The sequence below is a fragment of the Vibrio paucivorans genome, assembly GCF_054053395.1.
The window spans coordinates 948,451-969,465 of record NZ_CM133231.1; the positions used below are offsets into that span (position 1 = coordinate 948,451).

General features: G+C 44.5%; 22 protein-coding genes. 14 read left to right on the forward strand and 8 right to left on the reverse strand.

Annotated elements, in window-relative coordinates:
- The first annotated feature begins 9 nt into the window (after positions 1–9).
- From ACXABW_RS19645 to ACXABW_RS19670, 6 genes are all read left to right on the forward strand, one after another.
- Positions 10–768 (forward strand): TonB family protein, encoded by a 759-nt coding sequence (locus ACXABW_RS19645; RefSeq protein WP_457525105.1) that lies wholly within the window; start codon positions 10–12, stop codon positions 766–768.
- A gap of 2 nt (positions 769–770) precedes the next feature.
- Positions 771–1,478 carry a MotA/TolQ/ExbB proton channel family protein gene (locus ACXABW_RS19650; protein ID WP_252031924.1) on the forward strand — a complete coding sequence of 236 codons (708 nt, stop codon included), beginning with the start codon at positions 771–773 and terminating at the stop codon, positions 1,476–1,478.
- Positions 1,475–1,891, forward strand: a complete 417-nt coding sequence (locus ACXABW_RS19655) for an ExbD/TolR family protein (protein WP_457525108.1) — start codon at positions 1,475–1,477, stop codon at positions 1,889–1,891. The genes ACXABW_RS19650 and ACXABW_RS19655 overlap by 4 nt, the downstream gene beginning before the upstream one ends.
- Positions 1,892–1,990: 99 nt before the next feature.
- On the forward strand, positions 1,991–2,884 hold the full coding sequence (locus ACXABW_RS19660) for a heme/hemin ABC transporter substrate-binding protein (protein ID WP_457525110.1): 894 nt from the start codon (positions 1,991–1,993) through the stop codon (positions 2,882–2,884).
- Positions 2,885–2,947: 63 nt separating this feature from the next.
- Positions 2,948–3,985, forward strand: coding sequence for a FecCD family ABC transporter permease (locus ACXABW_RS19665; RefSeq protein ID WP_457525112.1), 1,038 nt, complete (start codon positions 2,948–2,950; stop codon positions 3,983–3,985).
- On the forward strand, positions 3,985–4,839 hold the full coding sequence (locus ACXABW_RS19670) for a heme ABC transporter ATP-binding protein (RefSeq protein ID WP_457525113.1): 855 nt from the start codon (positions 3,985–3,987) through the stop codon (positions 4,837–4,839). Before ACXABW_RS19665 ends, ACXABW_RS19670 begins: the two co-directional genes overlap by 1 nt.
- Positions 4,840–4,935: 96 nt before the next feature.
- Here the strand turns inward: ACXABW_RS19670 and ACXABW_RS19675 are convergent, their stop codons facing one another.
- On the reverse strand, positions 4,936–5,508 hold the full coding sequence (locus ACXABW_RS19675; protein ID WP_252031936.1) for an aldolase/citrate lyase/malate synthase family protein: 573 nt from the start codon (positions 5,506–5,508) through the stop codon (positions 4,936–4,938).
- Positions 5,509–5,723: 215 nt separating this feature from the next.
- Between ACXABW_RS19675 and ACXABW_RS19680 the strand changes: the two genes are divergently transcribed.
- Positions 5,724–7,241, forward strand: a complete 1,518-nt coding sequence (locus tag ACXABW_RS19680; protein ID WP_457525114.1) for a DUF3612 domain-containing protein — start codon at positions 5,724–5,726, stop codon at positions 7,239–7,241.
- A 350-nt stretch (positions 7,242–7,591) separates the two neighbouring features.
- Here the strand turns inward: ACXABW_RS19680 and ACXABW_RS19685 are convergent, their stop codons facing one another.
- Positions 7,592–8,026: an Mpo1 family 2-hydroxy fatty acid dioxygenase gene (locus ACXABW_RS19685; protein WP_457525115.1), complete on the reverse strand. Its 435-nt coding sequence runs from the start codon at positions 8,024–8,026 to the stop codon at positions 7,592–7,594.
- A 187-nt stretch (positions 8,027–8,213) separates the two neighbouring features.
- On the opposite strand from ACXABW_RS19685, the gene ACXABW_RS19690 reads away from it, so the two are divergent.
- Entirely contained in the window at positions 8,214–8,735 is a 522-nt protein-coding gene (locus ACXABW_RS19690; protein ID WP_457525117.1) for a GNAT family N-acetyltransferase, read from the forward strand.
- 11 nt (positions 8,736–8,746) lie between these two features.
- Here ACXABW_RS19690 and ACXABW_RS19695 read toward each other — a convergent pair whose 3' ends face one another.
- Entirely contained in the window at positions 8,747–10,108 is a 1,362-nt protein-coding gene (locus tag ACXABW_RS19695; protein ID WP_457525118.1) for a diguanylate cyclase, read from the reverse strand.
- A gap of 432 nt (positions 10,109–10,540) precedes the next feature.
- On the opposite strand from ACXABW_RS19695, the gene ACXABW_RS19700 reads away from it, so the two are divergent.
- Positions 10,541–11,620, forward strand: a complete 1,080-nt coding sequence (locus ACXABW_RS19700) for a DUF3541 domain-containing protein (RefSeq protein WP_457525120.1) — start codon at positions 10,541–10,543, stop codon at positions 11,618–11,620.
- 46 nt (positions 11,621–11,666) lie between these two features.
- Here the strand turns inward: ACXABW_RS19700 and ACXABW_RS19705 are convergent, their stop codons facing one another.
- Entirely contained in the window at positions 11,667–12,587 is a 921-nt protein-coding gene (locus ACXABW_RS19705) for a DMT family transporter (protein ID WP_457525122.1), read from the reverse strand.
- A 91-nt stretch (positions 12,588–12,678) separates the two neighbouring features.
- On the opposite strand from ACXABW_RS19705, the gene ACXABW_RS19710 reads away from it, so the two are divergent.
- Together ACXABW_RS19710 and ACXABW_RS19715 are read left to right on the forward strand one after the other, a co-directional pair.
- Positions 12,679–13,599 carry a LysR substrate-binding domain-containing protein gene (locus tag ACXABW_RS19710; protein ID WP_457525123.1) on the forward strand — a complete coding sequence of 307 codons (921 nt, stop codon included), beginning with the start codon at positions 12,679–12,681 and terminating at the stop codon, positions 13,597–13,599.
- Positions 13,600–13,961: 362 nt separating this feature from the next.
- Positions 13,962–15,119, forward strand: coding sequence for a GGDEF domain-containing protein (locus ACXABW_RS19715; RefSeq protein ID WP_252031953.1), 1,158 nt, complete (start codon positions 13,962–13,964; stop codon positions 15,117–15,119).
- 12 nt (positions 15,120–15,131) lie between these two features.
- Here the strand turns inward: ACXABW_RS19715 and ACXABW_RS19720 are convergent, their stop codons facing one another.
- Positions 15,132–15,410, reverse strand: a complete 279-nt coding sequence (locus ACXABW_RS19720; RefSeq protein WP_252031956.1) for a hypothetical protein — start codon at positions 15,408–15,410, stop codon at positions 15,132–15,134.
- A gap of 183 nt (positions 15,411–15,593) precedes the next feature.
- Between ACXABW_RS19720 and ACXABW_RS19725 the strand changes: the two genes are divergently transcribed.
- Positions 15,594–16,442 carry a pirin family protein gene (locus tag ACXABW_RS19725; protein ID WP_457525124.1) on the forward strand — a complete coding sequence of 283 codons (849 nt, stop codon included), beginning with the start codon at positions 15,594–15,596 and terminating at the stop codon, positions 16,440–16,442.
- 163 nt (positions 16,443–16,605) lie between these two features.
- Here the strand turns inward: ACXABW_RS19725 and ppnP are convergent, their stop codons facing one another.
- Positions 16,606–16,887, reverse strand: a complete 282-nt coding sequence (gene ppnP, locus ACXABW_RS19730) for a pyrimidine/purine nucleoside phosphorylase (RefSeq protein ID WP_265687319.1) — start codon at positions 16,885–16,887, stop codon at positions 16,606–16,608.
- 304 nt (positions 16,888–17,191) lie between these two features.
- Here ppnP and ACXABW_RS19735 point away from each other — a divergent pair, with 304 nt between their 5' ends.
- Positions 17,192–17,638: a DUF2850 domain-containing protein gene (locus ACXABW_RS19735; RefSeq protein WP_252034122.1), complete on the forward strand. Its 447-nt coding sequence runs from the start codon at positions 17,192–17,194 to the stop codon at positions 17,636–17,638.
- Between the two features lie 31 nt (positions 17,639–17,669).
- On the opposite strand, the gene ACXABW_RS19740 is transcribed toward ACXABW_RS19735, so the two are convergent.
- Positions 17,670–19,037 carry a TrkH family potassium uptake protein gene (locus ACXABW_RS19740; protein ID WP_252031965.1) on the reverse strand — a complete coding sequence of 456 codons (1,368 nt, stop codon included), beginning with the start codon at positions 19,035–19,037 and terminating at the stop codon, positions 17,670–17,672.
- Positions 19,034–19,696, reverse strand: a complete 663-nt coding sequence (locus ACXABW_RS19745; protein WP_457525125.1) for a potassium channel family protein — start codon at positions 19,694–19,696, stop codon at positions 19,034–19,036. The genes ACXABW_RS19740 and ACXABW_RS19745 overlap by 4 nt, the downstream gene beginning before the upstream one ends.
- Before the next feature lie 197 nt (positions 19,697–19,893).
- Here ACXABW_RS19745 and ACXABW_RS19750 point away from each other — a divergent pair, with 197 nt between their 5' ends.
- The gene (locus ACXABW_RS19750; RefSeq protein ID WP_457525126.1) at positions 19,894–20,985 is read left to right on the forward strand and encodes a mechanosensitive ion channel family protein; all 1,092 of its coding nucleotides are present in this window, start codon (positions 19,894–19,896) and stop codon (positions 20,983–20,985) included.
- Positions 20,986–21,015: the final 30 nt, after the last annotated feature.

Here is a 21,015-nt window from a genome sequence, read left to right on the forward strand (position 1 = left end):
GAGTTGGGTGTGAACATCCTCAGGTATACCATCGCAGGAAGCGCGTCAGTGTTGCTTCATGCCGCGTTTCTCTTCGTAGTAGAAGAACAAAAAGTCTTTGCGATGCCCGCAGGTAATGAACCTAGCTCGGTGTCGATTAACTTTGTGTCGATGCCAGCCGCCGTTCCTCCACCTGTTGCAGAGCCAGTACCTGAACCGAAAGATGTGACTAAGCAAGTCGAGCAGCCAAAACCAACACCTCCTAAAAAGGCCTCTAAACCTGTCGAAAAGAAAATAGTTAAGGCTAAGCCCGTAGAAAAGCCAAAAGCTAAAAAAGTAGTCAAGAGTGAGCCAGTAAAGCAAAACGTGACACCACCAAAACCGAAAAAAACTGAGCAAAAAACCGTAAAGCAAAAGCCGGAACCTAAGACAGAAAAGAAACCTGTTGAAAAAGAACCAGAGACTCAACAACCCAAAACGGCTGCTAGCAAAGGCGCGAGTAGCCAGCCAGTTTTGCTCGATAAACCTTCTTTTGTATCTCGACCAGTTCAACCTCGTTACCCAAGACTCGCTCGCAAACGTGGTATCGAAGGTGTTGCGATGTATGAAATTTGGCTAGACGCCGATGGAAATCAAATCAAACAAGTACTGATCTCATCATCCGGTACCACCATGCTGGATAAGTCAGCACTTGATGCAATTAAACAGTGGAAGTTCTCTCCACATATTTCGGGAGGCCAGAAGTTGGCGCACCGAGTTCAAATCCCTGTTCGTTTTAAGTTGGATTGATAATGGAACACATACAAGAATTACAGCAGCAACTTGGCCTAATGACTTGGCCTCTTCTCATCTGTTCGGGACTCACGGTCATGATCATCGCCGAACGCTTGCTGCAGGTCATCATTAGCCTCGGTGTAGGTAAAAGCGCGATTCGCAAAGAGCTAACAAAAATATCGCCAACTAACAGTAACGATATTGAGCAACTGGCCAGCGAGTTGTCCAATAAGCGTCCCCTATTGTACAAAGGTGTGGCTATGCTGCTTGCCCACCATTTTTTTGCCAAAACTCTACGAGAAGATGCAGCGGGCATCTGGCTACAGGAAAAGCGTCATCAATTGCATTCGGGTTTAAGGCTATTAACCCTTATTGGTGTGATTAGCCCGCTTATTGGACTATTAGGTACCGTACTTGGTTTGATCGAAATGTTTAAAGGGGTAGCGGCATCAACGGGCAGCATTACGCCCAACGATCTTGCCGATGGTTTAGGGTTAGCAATGCGCACAACCGCGGCAGGCTTACTTATCGCATTACCAGCGATCGCTGGTGCTCAATTACTTGGCTTATGGGCAGACAGAGTCATGGCCAAGCTTGAGCACACGTTGAACTACGTTAACTTATGGCTAGAAGGCATAACGCTTAACCACGATAACCAAGTGAGCGTAGAAGAAACAGCTACCAGCGAAGCCACACCACAACAGCCACAGTCGGTGGCCTTATGATCAAAACCAAACAAGATCCGCAATCATTCAGTGTGATGCCCGATCTTACTCCACTGCTCGACATCATCTTTATCGTCATGGTGTTCCTATTACTCACAGCCGCAGTAAAACTTGATGCTTTAGAAGTGAATCTACCTACAACTGACTCGCAGTCAGTTGCTGAGGTCGACAACAAGTCTCTTACCATCAATATATTGGCTGAAGAGCCATATTGGGCAATCGACGCTAAAGAATATATCGATTGGGAAAACTTCACGATTGCGCTTTTGGAACAACACAAGTCTCAACCAAGGCCCATAGTGATTGGGGCAGAAAAAACGACCGATGTACAACACTTGGTCAAACTTCTCGCCTTCCTACAGGATAACGGCATTCAAGCAACGCAACTGCTCACGGAAGAACCGACGCAATAAACTCGATGCTTTATACCAATTAATAAAATCTAGTTACAGAAAAAGGTTAAAAAAGCAAAGCTCGTCAGCGATTGCGACCTAGATAGGGATAACTCAACAATGAAAACTCAAGTTAACGTTCAAGTAAAAGCAAAAACATCGATAGTAAAAAACATCCTTACCTCAAGCCTATTGTCTTTGTTGGCGGTTGGCGCGGTTAATGCTTCAGAGCAAGAAAGCCAACGTATCATAAGTGCTGGCAGTGCTGTGACCGAACTCGTCATTGCACTAGGCCAAGAAAGCAAACTGGTGGCGACCGATGTCACTAGCATCGTACCAAGCAACCCGGATTTGCCTAAAATCGGCTATCACCGTCGACTCTCCGCAGAAGGCTTATTAGCGTTGGCACCAACTAAGATCATCGGTTCTGATGAAATGGGGCCAGCAAGCGCACTCAGCCAACTTAAGTCAGCTGGAGTCGATGTAGAAATCGTTAACACAAAAACCAATGTGCCTGGATTACTTGAGCGCATCGACCAAATTGCAGAACTGACTGACAGCCAAAGCTCTGCCGGCGCAATCAAACAGACGGTCAATGAACAAGTGGCTGCACTGGAGGACAACCAACCAGCACCAAACACAGCTAAAAAAGTACTGTTTCTGCTAATTCATGAAGGCCGCGCAGCAAACGTTGCTGGCAGCAACACTACACCGAATGCCATTATCGAGCTTGCTGGCGCAACCAACCCAGCCGCTGCTCAACTCGATTCATACAAACCTCTTTCAATGGAATCAATGGTAGAGATGCAACCAGACGTGATTTTAGTAAGTGGCCGTAGCTACAAGAAGCTCGGTGGCGCGGACGCGATCTTGAAGTCTATGCCAATGCTTGCGGCAACCCCTGCCGGCCAGAATAAACAGTTTGTCACCGTCGACGGGCACGCTTTAGTCGGTGGTCTTGGTTTGAAAAGCCTAGCCGAAGCCAAGCGCATTAACGCGCTTCTTTACCCTTAAATGTCTCTGCTCGTAAACCTAAATAAGGCCTAAAGCCTAAACATAAAGAAAGTACCGCTTACTATGTTGTTCAGACGTCTCCCACTTTCCATTACGCTAACGCTATTTGCAGGCCTACTGTCAGTGATGACAGTGGCCTCTATTACGGTTGGCCCTATGAATATTGGCTTTTTCGATAGTTTGTCGAGTTTGGTCAACCGTTCGAATCAGCTCGCGCCACATATTAACTTGGTTATCCATGAGATCCGCCTGCCTCGCACGCTGCTCTGCGCCATCGTCGGGGCAATTTTGGCCATGTGTGGCACAGTAATGCAGGGGTTGTTTAGAAACCCTTTAGCAGAACCGGGCATCATTGGTGTATCGGCAGGTGCTGCGCTCGGAGCAGCTATTGCTATCGTACTTTTCTCTGGGATCAGTGAGCAGTTTCCGGTATTTATGAATTTAGCTGCGGTGCCTGTATTCGCTTTTTTGGGCGGCGCAATCACAACTGTCTTGGTCTACAAACTAGGAACCAGTAAGTTCGGTACTTCCGTTACCATTATGTTGTTAGCTGGGGTTGCGATCAGCGCGTTATCAGGGGCTGGAATCGGCTATTTGAATTTCAAAGCTGACGACCAAATGCTAAGAGACCTTACCCTATGGTCGATGGGCTCATTTGCAGGCGCTAATTGGTCGAGCATCGCGTTAACTGGGATCAGCATGGTACTGCTGTATTGGATCTTTTCCCGCAAAGCGATGGCGCTCAATGCACTCTTGCTTGGCGAGTCAGAAGCCAACCACCTAGGTATTCCTGTTCAAAAACTTAAGCGTCAACTCATTCTCCTCACGGCTATTGGGGTAGGAGTAACAGTTAGCGTCGCAGGTATGATCGGCTTCATTGGCCTTGTTATCCCGCATTTGGGTCGCATGTTAGCCGGGCCAGATCACCGTAAGTTGCTGCCAATTTCAGCACTAATGGGCGCAATTTTGCTGACTAGTGCCGACATGTTTGCACGCGTTGCCGTAGCACCAGCAGAGCTACCAGTCGGGATCGTGACTGCAATCATTGGCGCACCGTTTTTCCTCTACTTATTGTTCCAACAAAAAGGGAAAATCCTATAATGAGTCGTGATGACAATCTCCACCACAATGCTGCTCATAACCACGCGGCTTATAGCAACAGTTCCACTGATAATAGGCAGCCGGCGGTATTGGGGAAAAATCTTTCAATTCAATACGGTAAGCGCACGATTCTGGACGATATCTCTATTGAACTTTATCCCGGTGAAGTCACAACATTACTCGGCCCAAACGGAGCAGGAAAAAGTACCCTGCTCAAACTACTGTGCGGAGAGATAGAATCCCATTGTGATATCCGCTACTTCGGTAAAGCAAAACATGAATGGCCTGCCGCTCAAATCGCCAAACATATGGGAATGCTCTCCCAGCACAGCACCTTGAGCTTTCCTTTCTTAGCCAGCGAAGTTGTGGAACTCGGAGCTATTCCACTCAACCTATCCAATGCTGATACCGCAAAGTTAGCACAAAAATACATGCAGATTACCGACGTCGCGCATTTATCGAATAGGCTTTACCCGTCACTTTCCGGTGGTGAAAAACAGCGCTTGCACATGGCGAGAGTACTTACCCAGTTAGATCAGTCCGGTGACCAAAAAATTCTGATGCTGGATGAACCCACTTCAGCCCTAGACTTAGCCCACCAGCACAATACATTACAAATCGCTCGGGAAATGGCTGACAAACACAATACTGCTGTCGTAGTCGTACTGCATGACCTAAACCTTGCTGCACAATACTCAGATAGAATGGTGATCCTTCACCAAGGCAAACTTGTTTGTGACGCTCCGCCGAAGCAGGCGCTAGCTCCAGAGATAATCGAGCAAGTCTATGGCTACCAATCAATAGTTTCTGAGCACCCTAGCCTTGGTTTTCCTATGGTGTTACCGGCCGCATAATCTGTATCCCACCAATACAAATTACAAAAAAAAAGCCCACTCGATTAAGAGTGGGCAAGCTTCAGACAAGCCTTATTGTTATTCGTTGAACTGTATCTACACGTTGTAGCAGTAATCTAGGTTGTAATCTTCACCGCTTTTCGCTGTGTACTCTTTATCTTCACTACACGCTTTAGGTTTCCCTTTTTCATCCCCTTTCACCAAGCTGATCCAGTGACGCATAGCTGCCATTTCGGTTTGCTCCAGTTGGCTAAACATAGTGCATGTTTCTAATTGAATGTCGGCAATCTCAATCAGTTCAACACACCCTGTTCCTTTGTGATTACCAAAAGTCACCTCTAAGTGACTGCCACTTGCATCTCGGAAAAGAATCGAAGCCGGATCTTCTTTCTCCCCTGTATAAGCGACAAAGTGTTTGTTGTTTTTCAGGCCACTGTGCGAACCATCTTTGAAGTAAGCGACAACATGGCGGTAATCAATCATGTAAGCCGTTACATCTTTGTGAGAACCGTTTTCTAGAGGGAACAGGCGGTCGAGCAGTTGCTTAGACTTAACTTGTTTCTCGTTTTGCTGGTTAGCACTGATTGTCTCTACGGCAAAGACAGCTTCAGCGATAAATGGCTTGTTTTGTTTTTGGATGTCTGTTTTATCGAATGTAAGCATATTCATAGTCTTTCCCTCTTTTAATGTGTCCGTGCGATGAAGAGCTGAGTTAAATTTTTTCTCGTTCGCTTTGGTACCACTCACTTAAAAACTTGTCCTAGAGCAAATATTCCAAACTTACTTTCTTTCGCTGGTAAATTTGTGACTTTGCTTACTTTGTAGACTAGCGAATTTTTGACTACAATTTCACAACAAAAATTTTACAATGTGAATTTTACAAAATGTCTCTGTCAAAAAGCTTAGTTCGCCAATCACATTTCCTTGGGACAAAGATAAGAAACTTGAGGAAACGCAATCACTTAACCATGGAAGATCTCTCTGCGAGATGCATCAGGGTCAACCCTGAGTACGCCCCTTCCGTTTCTTACCTCTCTATGATTGAACGTGGAAAACGCGTTCCCAGTGTCGATATGCTGGAAGTCATCGCCGAAGTGTTCCAAAAAGATCCTGCTTGGTTCCTAGACGATGAACCGGAACAAACCGCTATTACTCCGGACAAGGGAAACCGTGGGGGAATTAGCGGGATGGCGCTCGAGCCTAGCTTCTTATTCTCTAATGACATCTTGCAGATAGCGATTCCTGAAATGCTATCGCAAACGGGTATCACTGGTCGCCAATTTGCTCACCTTCTTATACGGGCACACCAGGAAAGTAATCAAAACCACTTTCCAGATCTTGAGCGAGCGGCTGAAGAAGTAGGATTAAAGAGACTTAACCTAGCAGTCGAAGACTTGATTGATATCGCCAAAAGCTTAGGCATATCGATTCGCTGGGTTAATCGCACTCCACAAGATGTCGTTGATGAGTTGGGCGTAAGCGCCAAACAGCTCGTTACTTCATTCTTCGAGCCGCCTGGAACTATCTACCTCAATGAGATGCTGCGTGATTACCCAACCCGGCTCAAATACGACTTGGCCGTGTATATTGGCCATTGCGTGCTGCATAGCAAGGAAGGCTTAAAAAGCGTTCTCTCTGTTGGACACGCCAATAGCTGGGAAGATAGCGTCGATATCCAGCCAACATCTGAGCTAAATTCACAAGATATTCTGCAAGCATGGCGAGACTTTGAATCAAGTTTCTTTGCGGGCGCACTGTTATGTCCAAAAGTCCCGTTCAGACAACTGCTAGACAGAAGCGGATATGAAATCAGCGTACATGAGAAAGCTGGCGTATCCCCTTCGGTTGCTATGCGCCGTATGACTGTCGTTTCCCCTTACCCCCACTGGCATTACTTCGATGCCTATGGCCAAAACAAACTGAAAGCCGTTTACCGAGGAAATGGCATCCCACTACCTTGGGGAAACATGCGTAAGGTTAATGACCCTTGTCAGCACTGGGCGGTATTTCGTCGGTTATCGGAGCCACAAGCAAATAGCTCTGCACAAATTTCTATTCTAAATGTTGGTGACGAACCGCGAATCTACTGTTGCGAGTCAGTCAATATGACCGATCCTGCTGGTAATAATCGCGTGCTGTGTGCCGGAATTGATTTGAACCCAGCGATCGATGCGCAAGGTGGAGACTCACTATCCATTGCTGAAGACCTTAAATCGCTGTGTGTTTCTCAGGGGGGAACGGCCACTATTCCTAACTACATTAAAAAGGAATTTCGTACCATTGCCAAAATCCTCAACATTAACTGGATTGAACGAGGTATTGAGTCGGATGCGCGCGTGATTTGCTCTAGGGGCGCCGTTTGTCCGCGTAAACCAAGCTGCTATAACAAATGTGGAGAATAAATTAGGGCTTGTTGACCGTTCGAGCCGTTTTTGGCAATCGTTGAATAGAAAAAAAGCCAATCACAATATTCGTGATTGGCTATATATATTTGTGAACAAATTGTAAGTTCACTAACAACGTCAGTTGGCTAGGTGACCCTCGGCTTAATAAGGGTCAATCTACATAATGCACAGTACATGCCAACTTTTTATGATAGAGAAAACAACGTATTTGCTGCTTTAATACACAGTTTCAGCAAAACTCAGTGCATAAGACTTTTGCAAAATGCAAAATTACTGCATTTTGCGCATTTACATCAGTTGCATTTCGCAAAGTCAATATACACAAAACGTTAAGCCTGCCTCTCAGACTATTGCTTTCTAAATACCCAGATTGGGCCAATAAGAAGAAACTGAACGTCTTCAAAGAATGATGGCTTTTTCCCTTCAATCTTATGACCAATAAATTGAAATACCCACAAAACAACAAACATCGCAACGGAGATCGATAATACTGGGAGCTTCATTAGCGTCATCGACCAGATAAGACCTATACACGCAAGTGTGAAGCCTAGCATCATTAGAAATACGCTTAAGCTCAGTCGAAAATAAAACGCCAACACAGGAATCGAAACAACCCATATCCAGTTAATTGTCACACCAAGTAGCGTTAGTGAGGGAATAGACCAAATCAAGCCAACTATCGATAGAAAGATCCCTGGCACCGCAACCTTATGAATCTTCTGATTAATTGAATTTTGATGGCTTTCACCATAGGCAGAGAGCCATTCAGAAAGAGAGCGCATAATTTTTCCTTGCTGTTATTATTAATTTTTATGGATTTACCCTATTTTTTTGAACTAAGCACTTTGAAGTCATTCAAGGTATTAGCCTTGCATTTTCTATAGCAGCAAAGTCTCTGATTTGCTTAAAAATGATGAGCCGAGCCGTAAAAATTATGAGCGCTCCCACAGACAGGACATTGAATCACTCATGGACGACATTCATATCACTCAACTTAGCTATCACGATGCGGGAGAACTCTTACGGTTCGAACAACAAAACCGCCAATGGTTCGAAACCTTTATTCCTAGCCGAGGTTGCGAGTTCTACACCTCTTCTGGTGTTATTCAGCATATAGAAGAGTGCCTGACCCTCCACGACAAAGATGCCATGCTGCCGTTAGTAATTAAAAAGGGATCGGGTCAGATCATTGGCCGTGCAAACTTACACAGCGTTGATATAGAAGAAGGCAGCGCTCACATTGGCTACCGAATAGATAAACAGTGGACAGGGCAAGGCATAGCCAAATTGGCTGCCACGCATACCCTTGAGCAAGGAGAGCGTTTATATCAACTTAGGCGCTATATTGCGATCGCCTCAGTCGATAATATTGCTTCGCAGAAAGTCTTAATCGGTAATGGTTTCAAGAAAAAGAGAATACGGCCAAGCTACACTCGTTTGGCAGGCTCTTTGATTGACTGCATAGAATACTGGCGTGATAGCAATAGCTAGGGCTTACTGCCCTAGGTACGGTGACGTCGCTTCTCTTCATACATGTTTTCGTCCGCTTTTTTCAGCATCCCCTCAATATCCACAATATCCTTGTTATAGAAGGCATAACCAACACTGACATGAACACTAATTAAGTGTTGTTCATAAATCACTGGGGTCAGGCAAATCGCTTTTTGCAGCTCAATATTGATGACATCCACATCATTTTTGTTTGAGATACGGGGTAACAATACTAAGAACTCATCACCACCAACGCGGGCAACGACATCAGAAGTTCGCAGTACACTTTTGATCCGCTCTGCACAGGCTATTAAGACTTTATCTCCCGCGGCATGGCCATATAAATCGTTAATCGCTTTGAATTTATCAAGATCGATATTGAGCAGCGCAAAGGTCTCTTTTTGCCCATTATGCTGCACCTGATCAAAGTGATGCTCTAAGGTGTACATAAAATAGCGCCTGTTCGGCAATTTAGTAAGCTCATCGTGCAGTGAGCGTTTATTCGCAACCGCATACAAACGGTAAATAGCAACAAACGAGAAAATCAAAAGCGCCATGATGGGATAACCAAATAGGCGAACGATATTGGTTCGGTACCAAGGCAACTGCTTCAACAAGTCGTTCTTTTCAGATGCGGCGATAATCCAACTGCCATGAGGAAAATGGACCACTTCACGTGAAAACGCATTATCGAAAATAGTCTGATCGCCGAAAAATATAGCACCTGAGTCACCTTCACTATCAACCCCCTTCATCGCTAAATGGTATTTGTGTTCAAAGGCTTTTATACCAACGGACTGAAACAACGATTCTAAGTCAATAACAACGCTACACACGCCCCAATATTGGGTATTTTGCGGAGGATCGGTAAAGATAGGTACACGGGCTATAAGAGCTCGACTTCCCTGAACAAGGTTAACAGGGCCAGCTATGAATATTTCTTGGATTTCTCTGGCTTTTTCAACCGAACGCCATTGGGCGGGAACGGTTCGGTAGTCGAGATTGAGTGCTTTCTCATTCCCTTTTAGCGGATAGATATGGCGAATGATGTCCCCTGGAGCCAAACCAATCACTTTTATGTGCTTACCTTCGCGAATAATATTGGAGGCCATTCTGTCCCAGTTATCAAAATCACCTGACGGGTTCACCGTAACAAACGCCGCTAGGCTATTAGCAACATAAATGTCTGACACTACGGCGGCTTCAAGCTCAGATCGTATAATGGATAACTCTTCTTTTGCTCGGATCAACAAGCTTTCGCGAATAAAAGTCGTTTGGTTGCGGTTGGTCAGTTCAATAATACCGATAGACAGCACTATGACAGTCAGAAATACTACGCTGACAGCCCACTGCTTGCCTGAACGATACGCCATGCAAATCCCCTTGAATCACTAAATCGTGCGTAAAACCTCGACCAACCAGGTAATTGTTAGAACCCAATTACATCAGCTTAGAGGCAATGTTCTTATTTTTATAACTATAATGTATTTTGTGAATAGTAACTGACAATATAATTATTAGCATCAATTTATCATTCAACTCAGTTATTTAAGGTAAGGCTAATAGAAACGCCAAGAAAATAATGACTGACTGATTATGGATTTACTTTTATTCACTTACGAAATAGGCTGTCACAAAAACCTGACATCAATCTCACATATGTAATAGGTGTGATTGCTATCTTTTGTAGCCAAATAACCTCAAGTTTAATGGTTCAGTAAAAGCATGTTGCCAGCTACGCGCGCTGAATAACTACAGGTATGTTTTCGTTTTCAGGGATATCAACTTTCTAAGGCTTATTTATCATGTCCATCAAATACGCTTGTCTCGCTCTTGCTTTTAGTACTTCTCTTACCCTTCCTACGTCATTACTTGCTGCGCAGGCAGATACTTATAAACAGTCTGCGGAGCTGATCAAGCAAACCTACGAGAGCCAACTGTATACCTTGCCCGCCTTTAAAGAAGGTCATTATGGATTGAGGATGTACCGCCAAACCTTAGACAAAAAGTATTCAGCTGCCGTGTGGAGCGATCTGGCGCGTGTGGCCAGTCGGCTGAATCAGTTCGCAGCGGAAGTAAACACCCCAGAGCAGATCGCGGAATATTCGCAAAAACGCTTAAAAGGGTATGCTAAAGCAGCGGATGAAAGGAGCGTAAGACGCTACTCTGTGACACAAAAAATGCCTGAATACATTTATCTCGGTGTCGATTTGCTGGGTTCAATGGCAAGAGCAAATGAATATGGTCTTGAGCACATCAACGATGACAAGTTGCGTAAAGTGATTCGACGCTACAATTTTGAACAATACGCAACAGACCAAGAGATGATAAAAGCTTGGGCAGCCCAGTTGGCGAACCAAGTATATTGGCTAAGACAAATTGGCGAGCAAGACGTGGTCGATGAATTCACCACAGCATTTCAACTGGCCTACCCAGACTCTCAAGACGAGGAGTTATCGAAGCAGCAATTTGGTAACAAAATCTATGGTATGACCCACATTATCTTCGCTGACTCCGAGTACTACCAACACCAAGTAAGCGAAAAACAGCATCAATGGATTTATGACTATTTCCGCACTCATATCGAGACGATTTTAATTCGAGCAAAGGAAGACGTAATTGCTGAAGTCGGTATTACGTTTTTGCTTGCGGGTTTGGAAAATGACCCTGTGGTAGAGAAAACTCGCAAGGCAATTCAAGGTTCAATCGTAAAAGAACAGGGCATGATCCCTTCAGTCACTGGCGATTTTGACCTGCCCTATGGCGAACATCGCAACGTACTAGCCGTTATGTTGCTCGACTGGCAGCAAGTCAACGAAGCACCCACATTCCAAAAACACCCAAAAGTCTTTTCTGGCTTACCTTACGGATTAGTTCCTCAATAAGAAAAAGAGCAACCGAATTGGTTGCTCTTTTTCTTAATAATCGCCATTAAACCCACTGAATATTTGAGCGCCGTTTTAATAACCTAATCAAGCGAGGAATCAGAATATTCAGCATACTGGCAAAAACGATCAAGCCGAGCCCAATAAGCTGATACACGTTAAAGCTCTCGTTAAAGAATGTGGCCTGCCAAATCGCAGTAAAGAGGAGATTAGTAAATATCAGTGGCGCTAGCTGCGAACCAGAAGATGCCAGTTTGTAAGCCTTTGAGCGGAAGATTTGCGTATTAATGATCAATAACGACACAGCAAGCAAAGACGCAATCGCCACGCCATTAAAGCTCGATAGTCCACCGACAATCGCCATTCTATCGGCTCCCAAGAATAATACCGGCATCAACAACACCGCGGCATAGGCAAACGTCCAAGCATTAATGTCCATTGCCCTCATATTACCCTTACTCACTCGATATAAGCTCAACTGAGATCCCGCATTAAATAGCCCCGCCAATAACCCAATCAGTAACTCTGGTCGAAATTGTATTCCACTCGGGTCGCCCGCAAGAAATAACACGCCACAAAATGTCATTACCAATGATGCAATCGTTAGCCACTGGACTCGCACCAAAAAGATTAATTTTTCTAACACTGGGATAAACAGTGGACCAGTACTAAACAACACGACACTTTCAACGAGTGTGAGCACTTGAAGCGCGTAGATAAAACACACTTGGCAAGCCGCAATACACACGGCCCTTATCCATAACGGTTTCACCATATCACGTGGGGGTTTGCGAAAAGTCGTGACGCACATAATGAACAGTAAAATGATGGCAGGTATTACAAACCTTAGAAAGCTTAGCTGTTCTGGACTAAAGTCTTGAGACAAAAATTTGGTTAGTAGCCCTGTCAGTGACAAGCTCAATGTAGACGACAACATGAATAATACTGGGGTAAAAAACTGCGGCATACCTCACTCCTCTGTTATCAACAATTATAATTGAGTGAGAAGTGATTAAATAACGAGTAATATTAACCAAACACTTAAGAAAAACTTACATATGAGAAAGCTTGCACCACTTAAATCCTTGTACTCTTTTGTTGCTGTTGTAGAAACGGGCAGTATGAGCGACGCTGCAAATGTACTGAATGTAAGCCACTCAGCCGTAAGCCAAGCCATCAAATCGTTGGAGAACCAACTGGGTAAGCCCTTGTTTCAAAGGGTGGGCCGTCAAGTCGTACCCAACGCATTAGGCAGAAAATATTACCGAAGCGTCGCTCCTGCATTGGAAAGCATTGTCAGTGCCACTGAATCCATCATACAGCCAGCCCAATCCAGTCATTTAACACTAAACATGATCAACTCACTGGCTATGCATTGGTGGATCCCAAGGGTGAGTGATTTCCAGCAATATGCTCCAAGCGTCGATATCCGAGTTTCCAACATTGTCGGTCGCTTCGACCTCGTCGAACAGGGAGTAGACGTCGCACTGATACACGGGAAACCAGAAGACTGGCAGGATTACCACTGTGAGAAGCTGGGTGATGATGAATTGGTACTCGTGTGCAGCCCCGAGCTAATAGAGGACGTAAGTTCGCTAGCACTTGCAGACATAATTTCTGGCTACCCAACGATCACTGTGGCCAACGAAAGGCGAAAGAACGATTGGCAAACCTGGTGTGATGCTTCTGGACTCCCATTACCTAAACAGCAAAAAAACTTGTCTTTTAACATTTCGATTCAAGCTGTCCATGCCGCGATTCGTAAGCTCGGTGTCATCGTCACTCACCGCTTGTTTGTTAAAGATGACATTAGCCTTGGTTTGTTAACTGAGCTTTCACCACCAGTCATCAATCCTCATCAAGAATTCTATTTCGTGTGCCAGAAGTCTGAGCTACAAAATGAACATGTTCTGCAACTGCGTACTTGGCTGAAATCAGAGTTCAATAACATCAAAGATGGTGCAACCAAAACCTCATAGGAACGGGTTTAGAAGGCTTAGAACGTTAAATCAGTCTCTACGCTATATAATATTTACGACTAGCGTAAGTCGTTTTTATTCCAGAACACCATTCTTTATAAGCGACCTATTTTTGGCTCTTTTCATACTTCGACACCTTATGCTGGAAGAATACAAAGAGTTAAAAAAGCGTCAAAACTCAGATAAACAACTCTACACATATCATAAGTAGTGAAATCTGCTGTTAAATTGTTGACTTATATCACATTGATAATTTGTATACTCCATTCAGGTTTCATTTTTTAAACTAGACTTAAATCGAGTATTTCTGGGCCGCACAGTCGCCTCGAAATAGTTTCTAACGATATACAAGTAGGTAAGTGATGACCAACCTAGTGGGAAGACACTTAGAAGAAATGGCGGATATGCGTTCTACTCGCAAGCGTAGAGTTGTGTTGTTGACATCAGTTGTCGCTTCCTGCCTTTTTTTCTTCTATGCCGTTGTCCACTTCAACAATCAAAGCTATCAATTTGGTTTGCTCAATATTGCTTGTGTCGTAGCGATTACCATAAATGGGCTGTACTTAATTAAGTATCCAACGAATAATCACTGCGATTTAATTCTGTCCGGCGTTCTGCTTTTTCAAGGTGTGGTATTGCTGCTGTACGGCGAAACTGTCGCCAGCAGGTTGCTATGGATCTACCCCATCTTAGCGGCGGTTGTGTTTCTTAATGACTTTAAAATTGGCGTCATCTTCAGCACTTCATTCTGCCTAATTGTCGGTTTGGCCATGTTGCTACCGCATACTATTGCTCTCCCTCCTAGCTTCTCCGTTGATCGCTTTCTAATTAGCTTGTTCGCGCTGTGCTTGATTTGCAATACCTCTGCTTACTACTACTCAAAAGTCGTGAATTATATCCAGAGCTTGTACCAAGAAGGCATAGAAGATCTTGCCTATATGGATCAACTAACAGGGTTGGCCAACCGATGGAGTTTTGAGAACTGGGCGGCGGAAAAGCTCATAGAGAAAAGCAACAGTAGCCAAATCACGGCGCTGGTATTCCTTGATATTGATGATTTCAAATCCATTAATGATACCTACGGACACGATGTTGGCGATCGTGTCTTACAGCACTTCGCCAGCCGCTTGAAAAACAATATTCGTAATAAAGACCGCAAAACTGATAAGCACGACTATTCGATTGCCCGGTTCGCTGGCGATGAATTTGTGTTGTTACTTTACGATGTACGAACAAGAAAGGATCTGGATGCGATATTAGAGCGGATTTGTGGACTGTTTGAGCAAAGCTACCAAAGCTCTCAACGGATAAACCGTCTGACCGTCAGTGTCGGCGCTGCACTGTTTCCCAATGATGCCACCAATCTACCTGAGCTTACCCGCTGTGCAGACAAAGCCATGTATGCAGCGAAACACGCGGGAAAGAATCAGTATCAGTATTATCATGGAGAAGCACTTAACCCTCTCCATGAAGTCAATGAAAACTCAGATAGTAAAGTCACACCCTTTATTCGTAATTGAATGAATTACGGATTAGCTGGTCATGTACATTGCCCATAAGCTCACTAAGCCTAGGACAATCAACCAAATCGTATAACGGGCGTTATTAGGTTTGTCTTTTTTTGGAGTCACCACGGGTTTCATCGCCGCAGACTTAGCCGCAGCAACAATTGATGGTCGTTCTCGCATTTCGTCTTTACGCGCTTGCGCCTTGTTCGCTACCTGCGTAAAACGGTGTCTCTGCTCTGTTGTTAAGTCCAGGTTTGGATCGTAACGACCATGTTGATCTGTATGTTTAGGTACGACAGCCATATCAACCTCCTGAAGCAATTTCTCACTTTAAGTATAGTAAATAACCCTCTACTCCCTTCATCACCGCTCACAATACCACCAAAATCTTGTTCGAATATTTTGAATGACTAGCTCGAGCTGCCCCTCTGATATTACTCTCTGATTCCTCTTACACTGACTTCATAGCATTTAGGAGGCATCATCATGACAACCATTAGACACATTGCCCAAATTATTCCTTCTAATCCAACATCGGATGGTGACGGCGTTAAAATTCGTAGAGTCGCTGGATTCAACAATGCAAGTTTCTCTCCATTTTTGATGGTTGACGAACTTAAATCGGACAGTAAAGTCGATTATGTGGGAGGTTTTCCTCCCCATCCGCACCGAGGAATTGAAACTCTGACCTACATGCTGGATGGCCACTTTCAGCATCGTGATCATATGAACAATGTCGGTGAATTGAGATCCGGTGGAGCACAATGGATGGCTGCAGGCCGTGGCGTAATCCACAGTGAAATGCCAATTATGGAAGATGGTCAGTTGCATGGCTTTCAGATTTGGATTAACCAACCAGCGAAAGACAAAATGGCTCCAGCTCAATATCACGACTTCCAGCCAGACACCATCAACGAAGTACACAATGAAGAACAAGGCCTAGTACGAATGATCGCTGGAAGCCTTGGATTGCAAGGGGCTCAACAATCAGGTCCTCTAGACAAAACCGGTGTTCCATTATCTGTCGCAGACTGGCGAGGCAATGAAAACCAGCAGTTATTCGCCAATACGCCATCACATTACAATGCAATGATGTATGTCTATAAAGGCGAAATAGACATTGATGGGCAGAACATTGCTGCTGGAAACATGTTGCTGATGGGCAAAGGTGAAGCAATTGAGGCAATAGCAACTCAAGACAGTGGAGTGCTGATCTTTGTTGGTGAGCCTATCGATGAGCCCGTTGTTCACTACGGTCCATTTGTTATGAACACGACTCAAGAAATTGAACAAGCGATTCAAGACTACAACAACGGTGTCTTTGAAACGTACTAAAAGGGGAGAATTTCTCTTTTTGATTCTCAATTTGAGAATCATTTTACACATAGCTAATACAGGTACCCATGTGATGGCAATCCACTGCGCTTTCCGTACTACCTGAATATGGTAACGCTATTTGCCACGTCACCTTAAGTGACGTGGCTTTTTTAGGTATTTCTTACAAGTATTCACATAAGTAAGCGGTTGATACTGCTACTTTTAAGTCGAAAGACGAATCGCCTACCACTTCGAATGATTCACCAGAATTGAATGTCGTCCAGTCTGAATCGCCGACACGCTTAATCGTTAATGCCCCTTTTACCACTGTCATGCGCTCAGGTGCAGCGGTACCAAATGTATATTCGCCCGGTGCCATCACACCTACGCTACTGTCGCCATCTTGCTGCTGGAAACCTAGAGACTTAACATTTCCTTCAAAATACGTGTTTTCTTTGATCATTTTTCTTCCTTGGGATAAACATCGACAAAATTCGACATCTGGTTGTATCGAATATTTCAATTAATCACAAGCATATTTGCAAGAATGAGCCAAACTTAGTTTATGCATCAATTACATTTTCTCAGAGTAGCTTTGAGTAAAAGATCAAATTTACATATGTACCGTTTGCGAGAATTCTCAAAATCAGTCAGGCTTAATGTTCTCCTCCTCAATAGGCACTCGAAAAACAGCGGTATTAGTCATGGCAGTAAGCAAAGGAGTCAGCAATGCTAGCAAAGCTCCTACAACCAGTAATAATCCGCTCATGACTCGTCAGCGAGCAATTAAAACTGCCCTCACCGTAATACTTTGTATTATGGGGTTTGGTTTTGCGTCTCTGATTTATGTCAGCTACCAAGAATACGTCAATCCGAAACATGTTTACGGCGATTGGATTGAAATTGGTGCGCCAAACTACAATACAGAAGTGTTGACGTTGAATGAGGTGGGATTTTTTCGCAACCATCGACTCATCACTACTCACTTCGAGTTTGATGGCAAGCGTGTGCATATAAAGACAGGCGACGGAAAAGCTGTCTATCAAATTGCTGGGACATTCGAGTCTCCCCAGTTAAAGCGCTTAGTTCCAAACAGTCCCACACAGATTTTCATCAAAAAAGGCTATGAAAGCACCGTCGACATGGAAGGCGGTGGAGGTGTGGCGAAAAACCGTCGAGCCGCTTTGGCCGATCATTTCAGTGGAAAAAAATAAGCAGCGATACGCTGCTTATTTTTGTTTTGGCTTACCCTGTCAGCACACTATCTTCTGGATACTTCAATAACGTCGGCTCTGGCCGAGCTAACATGTACGCCAGCGTCAGTGGGCCGATTCGACCAATAATCATCACCACAATCATAATGTACTTCCCAGGCTCAGATAATTCCGCCGTGAGCCCGGCCGTCAGCCCAACTGTTGCGAAGGCAGATATTACTTCAAAGACCACTTTGTCAAAGCTAGATTGCTCGGTAATCATTAGTAAGAACATCGCAGTCGTCAACATTGCCCCACTGACCACAATAATCGCTAAAGACTTAGTCACCGCCTGCCAGTTGACCGTTCGTTTAAACATCACCACGTGTTTCTTCTGACGTAGAAAGGTCCAAGTCGCCACCAATGCGACTGCAAAGGTAGACACTTTGATCCCGCCCCCAGTCGATGTTGAACCAGCACCAATGAGCATTAGCACTATCATGACCAGCAAAGCTGGCTGAGTAAACTGGCCTATATCGACACTATTAAAGCCTGCCGTGCGTGCCGTAGCAGACTGGAAGAACGCAGTCAGCCACTGCCCTCCCACCGACAAGTCAGACATCGTGTTTGGGTTTGCTCGCTCGAGTGCCCACAACATCACGGTACCAAATAGAAGTAACATTGGTGTTGCTGTCAGCATGATTTTGGTGTGTAGGTGAAGATGGTTGAACCCTCTTTTCCAGTTAGCCGATACATCCCCGACAACAGTAAAACCAAGGCCACCGAAAATAAATAAACAGGCCAGAACAACTAGAACCAATGGGTCTTCGGCAAAACTCATCATACTGTCTGAAAACAGGGCGAATCCAGCATTATTGAATGCTGAGATGGCATGAAACAAAGCGTAAAACATGCCAGTCGACCAGCCCATTTCTGGTACCCATCGAATCGACAAAAACACAAAACCAATGAGCTCTGCAACCAATGCGAAAATGACGATTTTTTTCACTAGGTTGCGTAGGTTCACTTTTCTATCTTGCCCTAGTGCATCTTTTGCTAGTGCTTGCTGTTTCAGGCTCAATCGCACACCAAACATATACAAAAGCACGGCAGACAATGTCATTTGCCCTAGCCCGCCCACTTGCATCAAGAACATCAGCAAGATCTTTCCAGACAGCGTAAAGTGCTCTCCAGTATCGACAACACCTAGTCCAGTCACACTGATCGCCGATGTCGCTGTAAATAATGCATCAGCCATGCTCAAACCGGTGACAGAAAACACTGGCAGCGTTAACAAGATTGCAGAGGGGATCAGAACAGCCAGAAAGCTGATGAGGATAATCCTAGGTTCAGAGCCTTTCTTCTTGGTCTGCTCTTTTTCTAACGAATAGAAAACACCTAAACGGTTAAACGGGTTCATAACGAGCTCAGTTTTTTCGCAAGAGTGGCTTTCGGGCCGACAAGAATTATCACATCACCAATTTCTAGCACCTTGCTCATCTCTGGCGCTTTAGCGACTTCAGGCCCACGTTTGAACCCTAAAACCTGAACGCCTTGCTCTTTACATAACGACAGATCTGAAAGCTTTTTACCGAGCAACCTCGCTCCAACCACAATCTCGGTCATCGCAATATCGCTACCCAATTCATGAAATTCCAATACGCGTTTGTCTAGCATCTTGCGCGCGACACGTATTCCCATATCTCGTTCTGGCAAGATAATATGGTCTGCGCCTATTTTCTGTAGGATCTTTGCGTGGAACTTGTCGTTTGCTTTTACCCAAACCGACTTCGCTCCAGCTTCTTTGACGACGAGTGTAGTAAGAATACTGGCATTGACGTCCGAACCAATCGAAACCATCACCATATCGTAGTCTTCCAACTTTAACTCGGACACCGTTTCTTCAATGGTGCAGTTTGCCACGATAGCTTGAGTAACAAAGCCAGCCGCTTCACGTACGCGATCTTCATTAATATCGATGGCTAGGACTTCAGCGCCCGAGTCTTGAAGCTCTTTACACACGGATAAACCAAATCGGCCAAGGCCAATCACTGCGAATTGCTTATCACCCATTTTCATAGCTATACCTTAATACATTCACAAAACCAACGAAGTGTGCGCCTAAAAAACAGGCTTATCAAACTCAGAATCCCAATCCTGACACGATTCTGACTTAAAGCAAAAACACTAATTTTGGACCTATTAATTAATTGATTTTTAAAAGAATAGATTAGGATTTATACTCTAGCTAATCCCTTATGAAAAAAGACCTGACTATGAATGAGTTACTTACTCAACTTCACGCCTACAGCAGTGAGTTCACGCAATATTGGAATAACAGCGTTCTATTTATCACCGCCGCCAGTTTCTTTGCTTGGATAGTCTGGCGATTGGTTTATGGCCGTTTAGAAGTGCTGACAGAGCGCACGTCATTTGAGTGGGATAACTTAACCCTACATGCATTAAAAACACCAGTAAGCACACTCATATGGTGTTGGCCCGGTACGGTTTCTTTAGGCTTCTTACTGCAAGACCAATTTGCTTCTAAGCTCAACTGGCTAAGTACACTCAAGCTGCTCTTAGTGATTGCGATATTCGTTTGGATCATCATGCGCTTGATTTCCAATATTGAGCAGTATGTTCTGGAGCAGCAAAATAGAGATGAAACGACCGTTCAGGCGGTTGCTAAAGTGGCGCGATTATTCTTCATCACTATCGGTACGCTTACCGTTATGCAGGCGTTCGGCCTTAGCTTATCTGGTCTATTAACCTTTGGTGGCGTGGGTGGCTTAGTCGTCGGTTTCGCTGCGAAGGACTTACTGTCTAACTTCTTCGGCGGCATGATGATTTACTTCGATCGTCCGTTTAAAGTCGGTGACTGGATTCGCTCTCCAGATAGACAAATTGAAGGCACTGTCGAGCGTATTGGATGGCGAATGACCATCATCCGTACCTTCGATAAAAGGCCGCTTTACGTTCCAAACTCCGTATTTAGCAGTATCGTGGTAGAAAACCCATCAAGGATGTTGAATCGCCGTATCAACGAAACGATAGGTATTCGATACGATGACGGAAGAATGGTTGAAACGATTGTCTCTGAGATAAAAACAATGCTTGAAAACCACCCAGACATCGATACTCAGCAGACCCTGATCGTAAACTTCAACGCTTTTGGTCCGTCATCCCTTCAATTGATGGTGTACACCTTCACCAAAACCGTCAATTGGATTCGCTATCACGAAGTGAAGCAAGATGTGCTGCTAAAGATAATGGATATCATCCATCAACACGATGCTGATATCGCGTACCCAACGCAAACCATTAAACTTGAGCCTCAAGTCGAGCCGTTAGGTGAACAGGCACAATAGAAAAAGCCCTCGTTTAGAGGGCTTTTCACT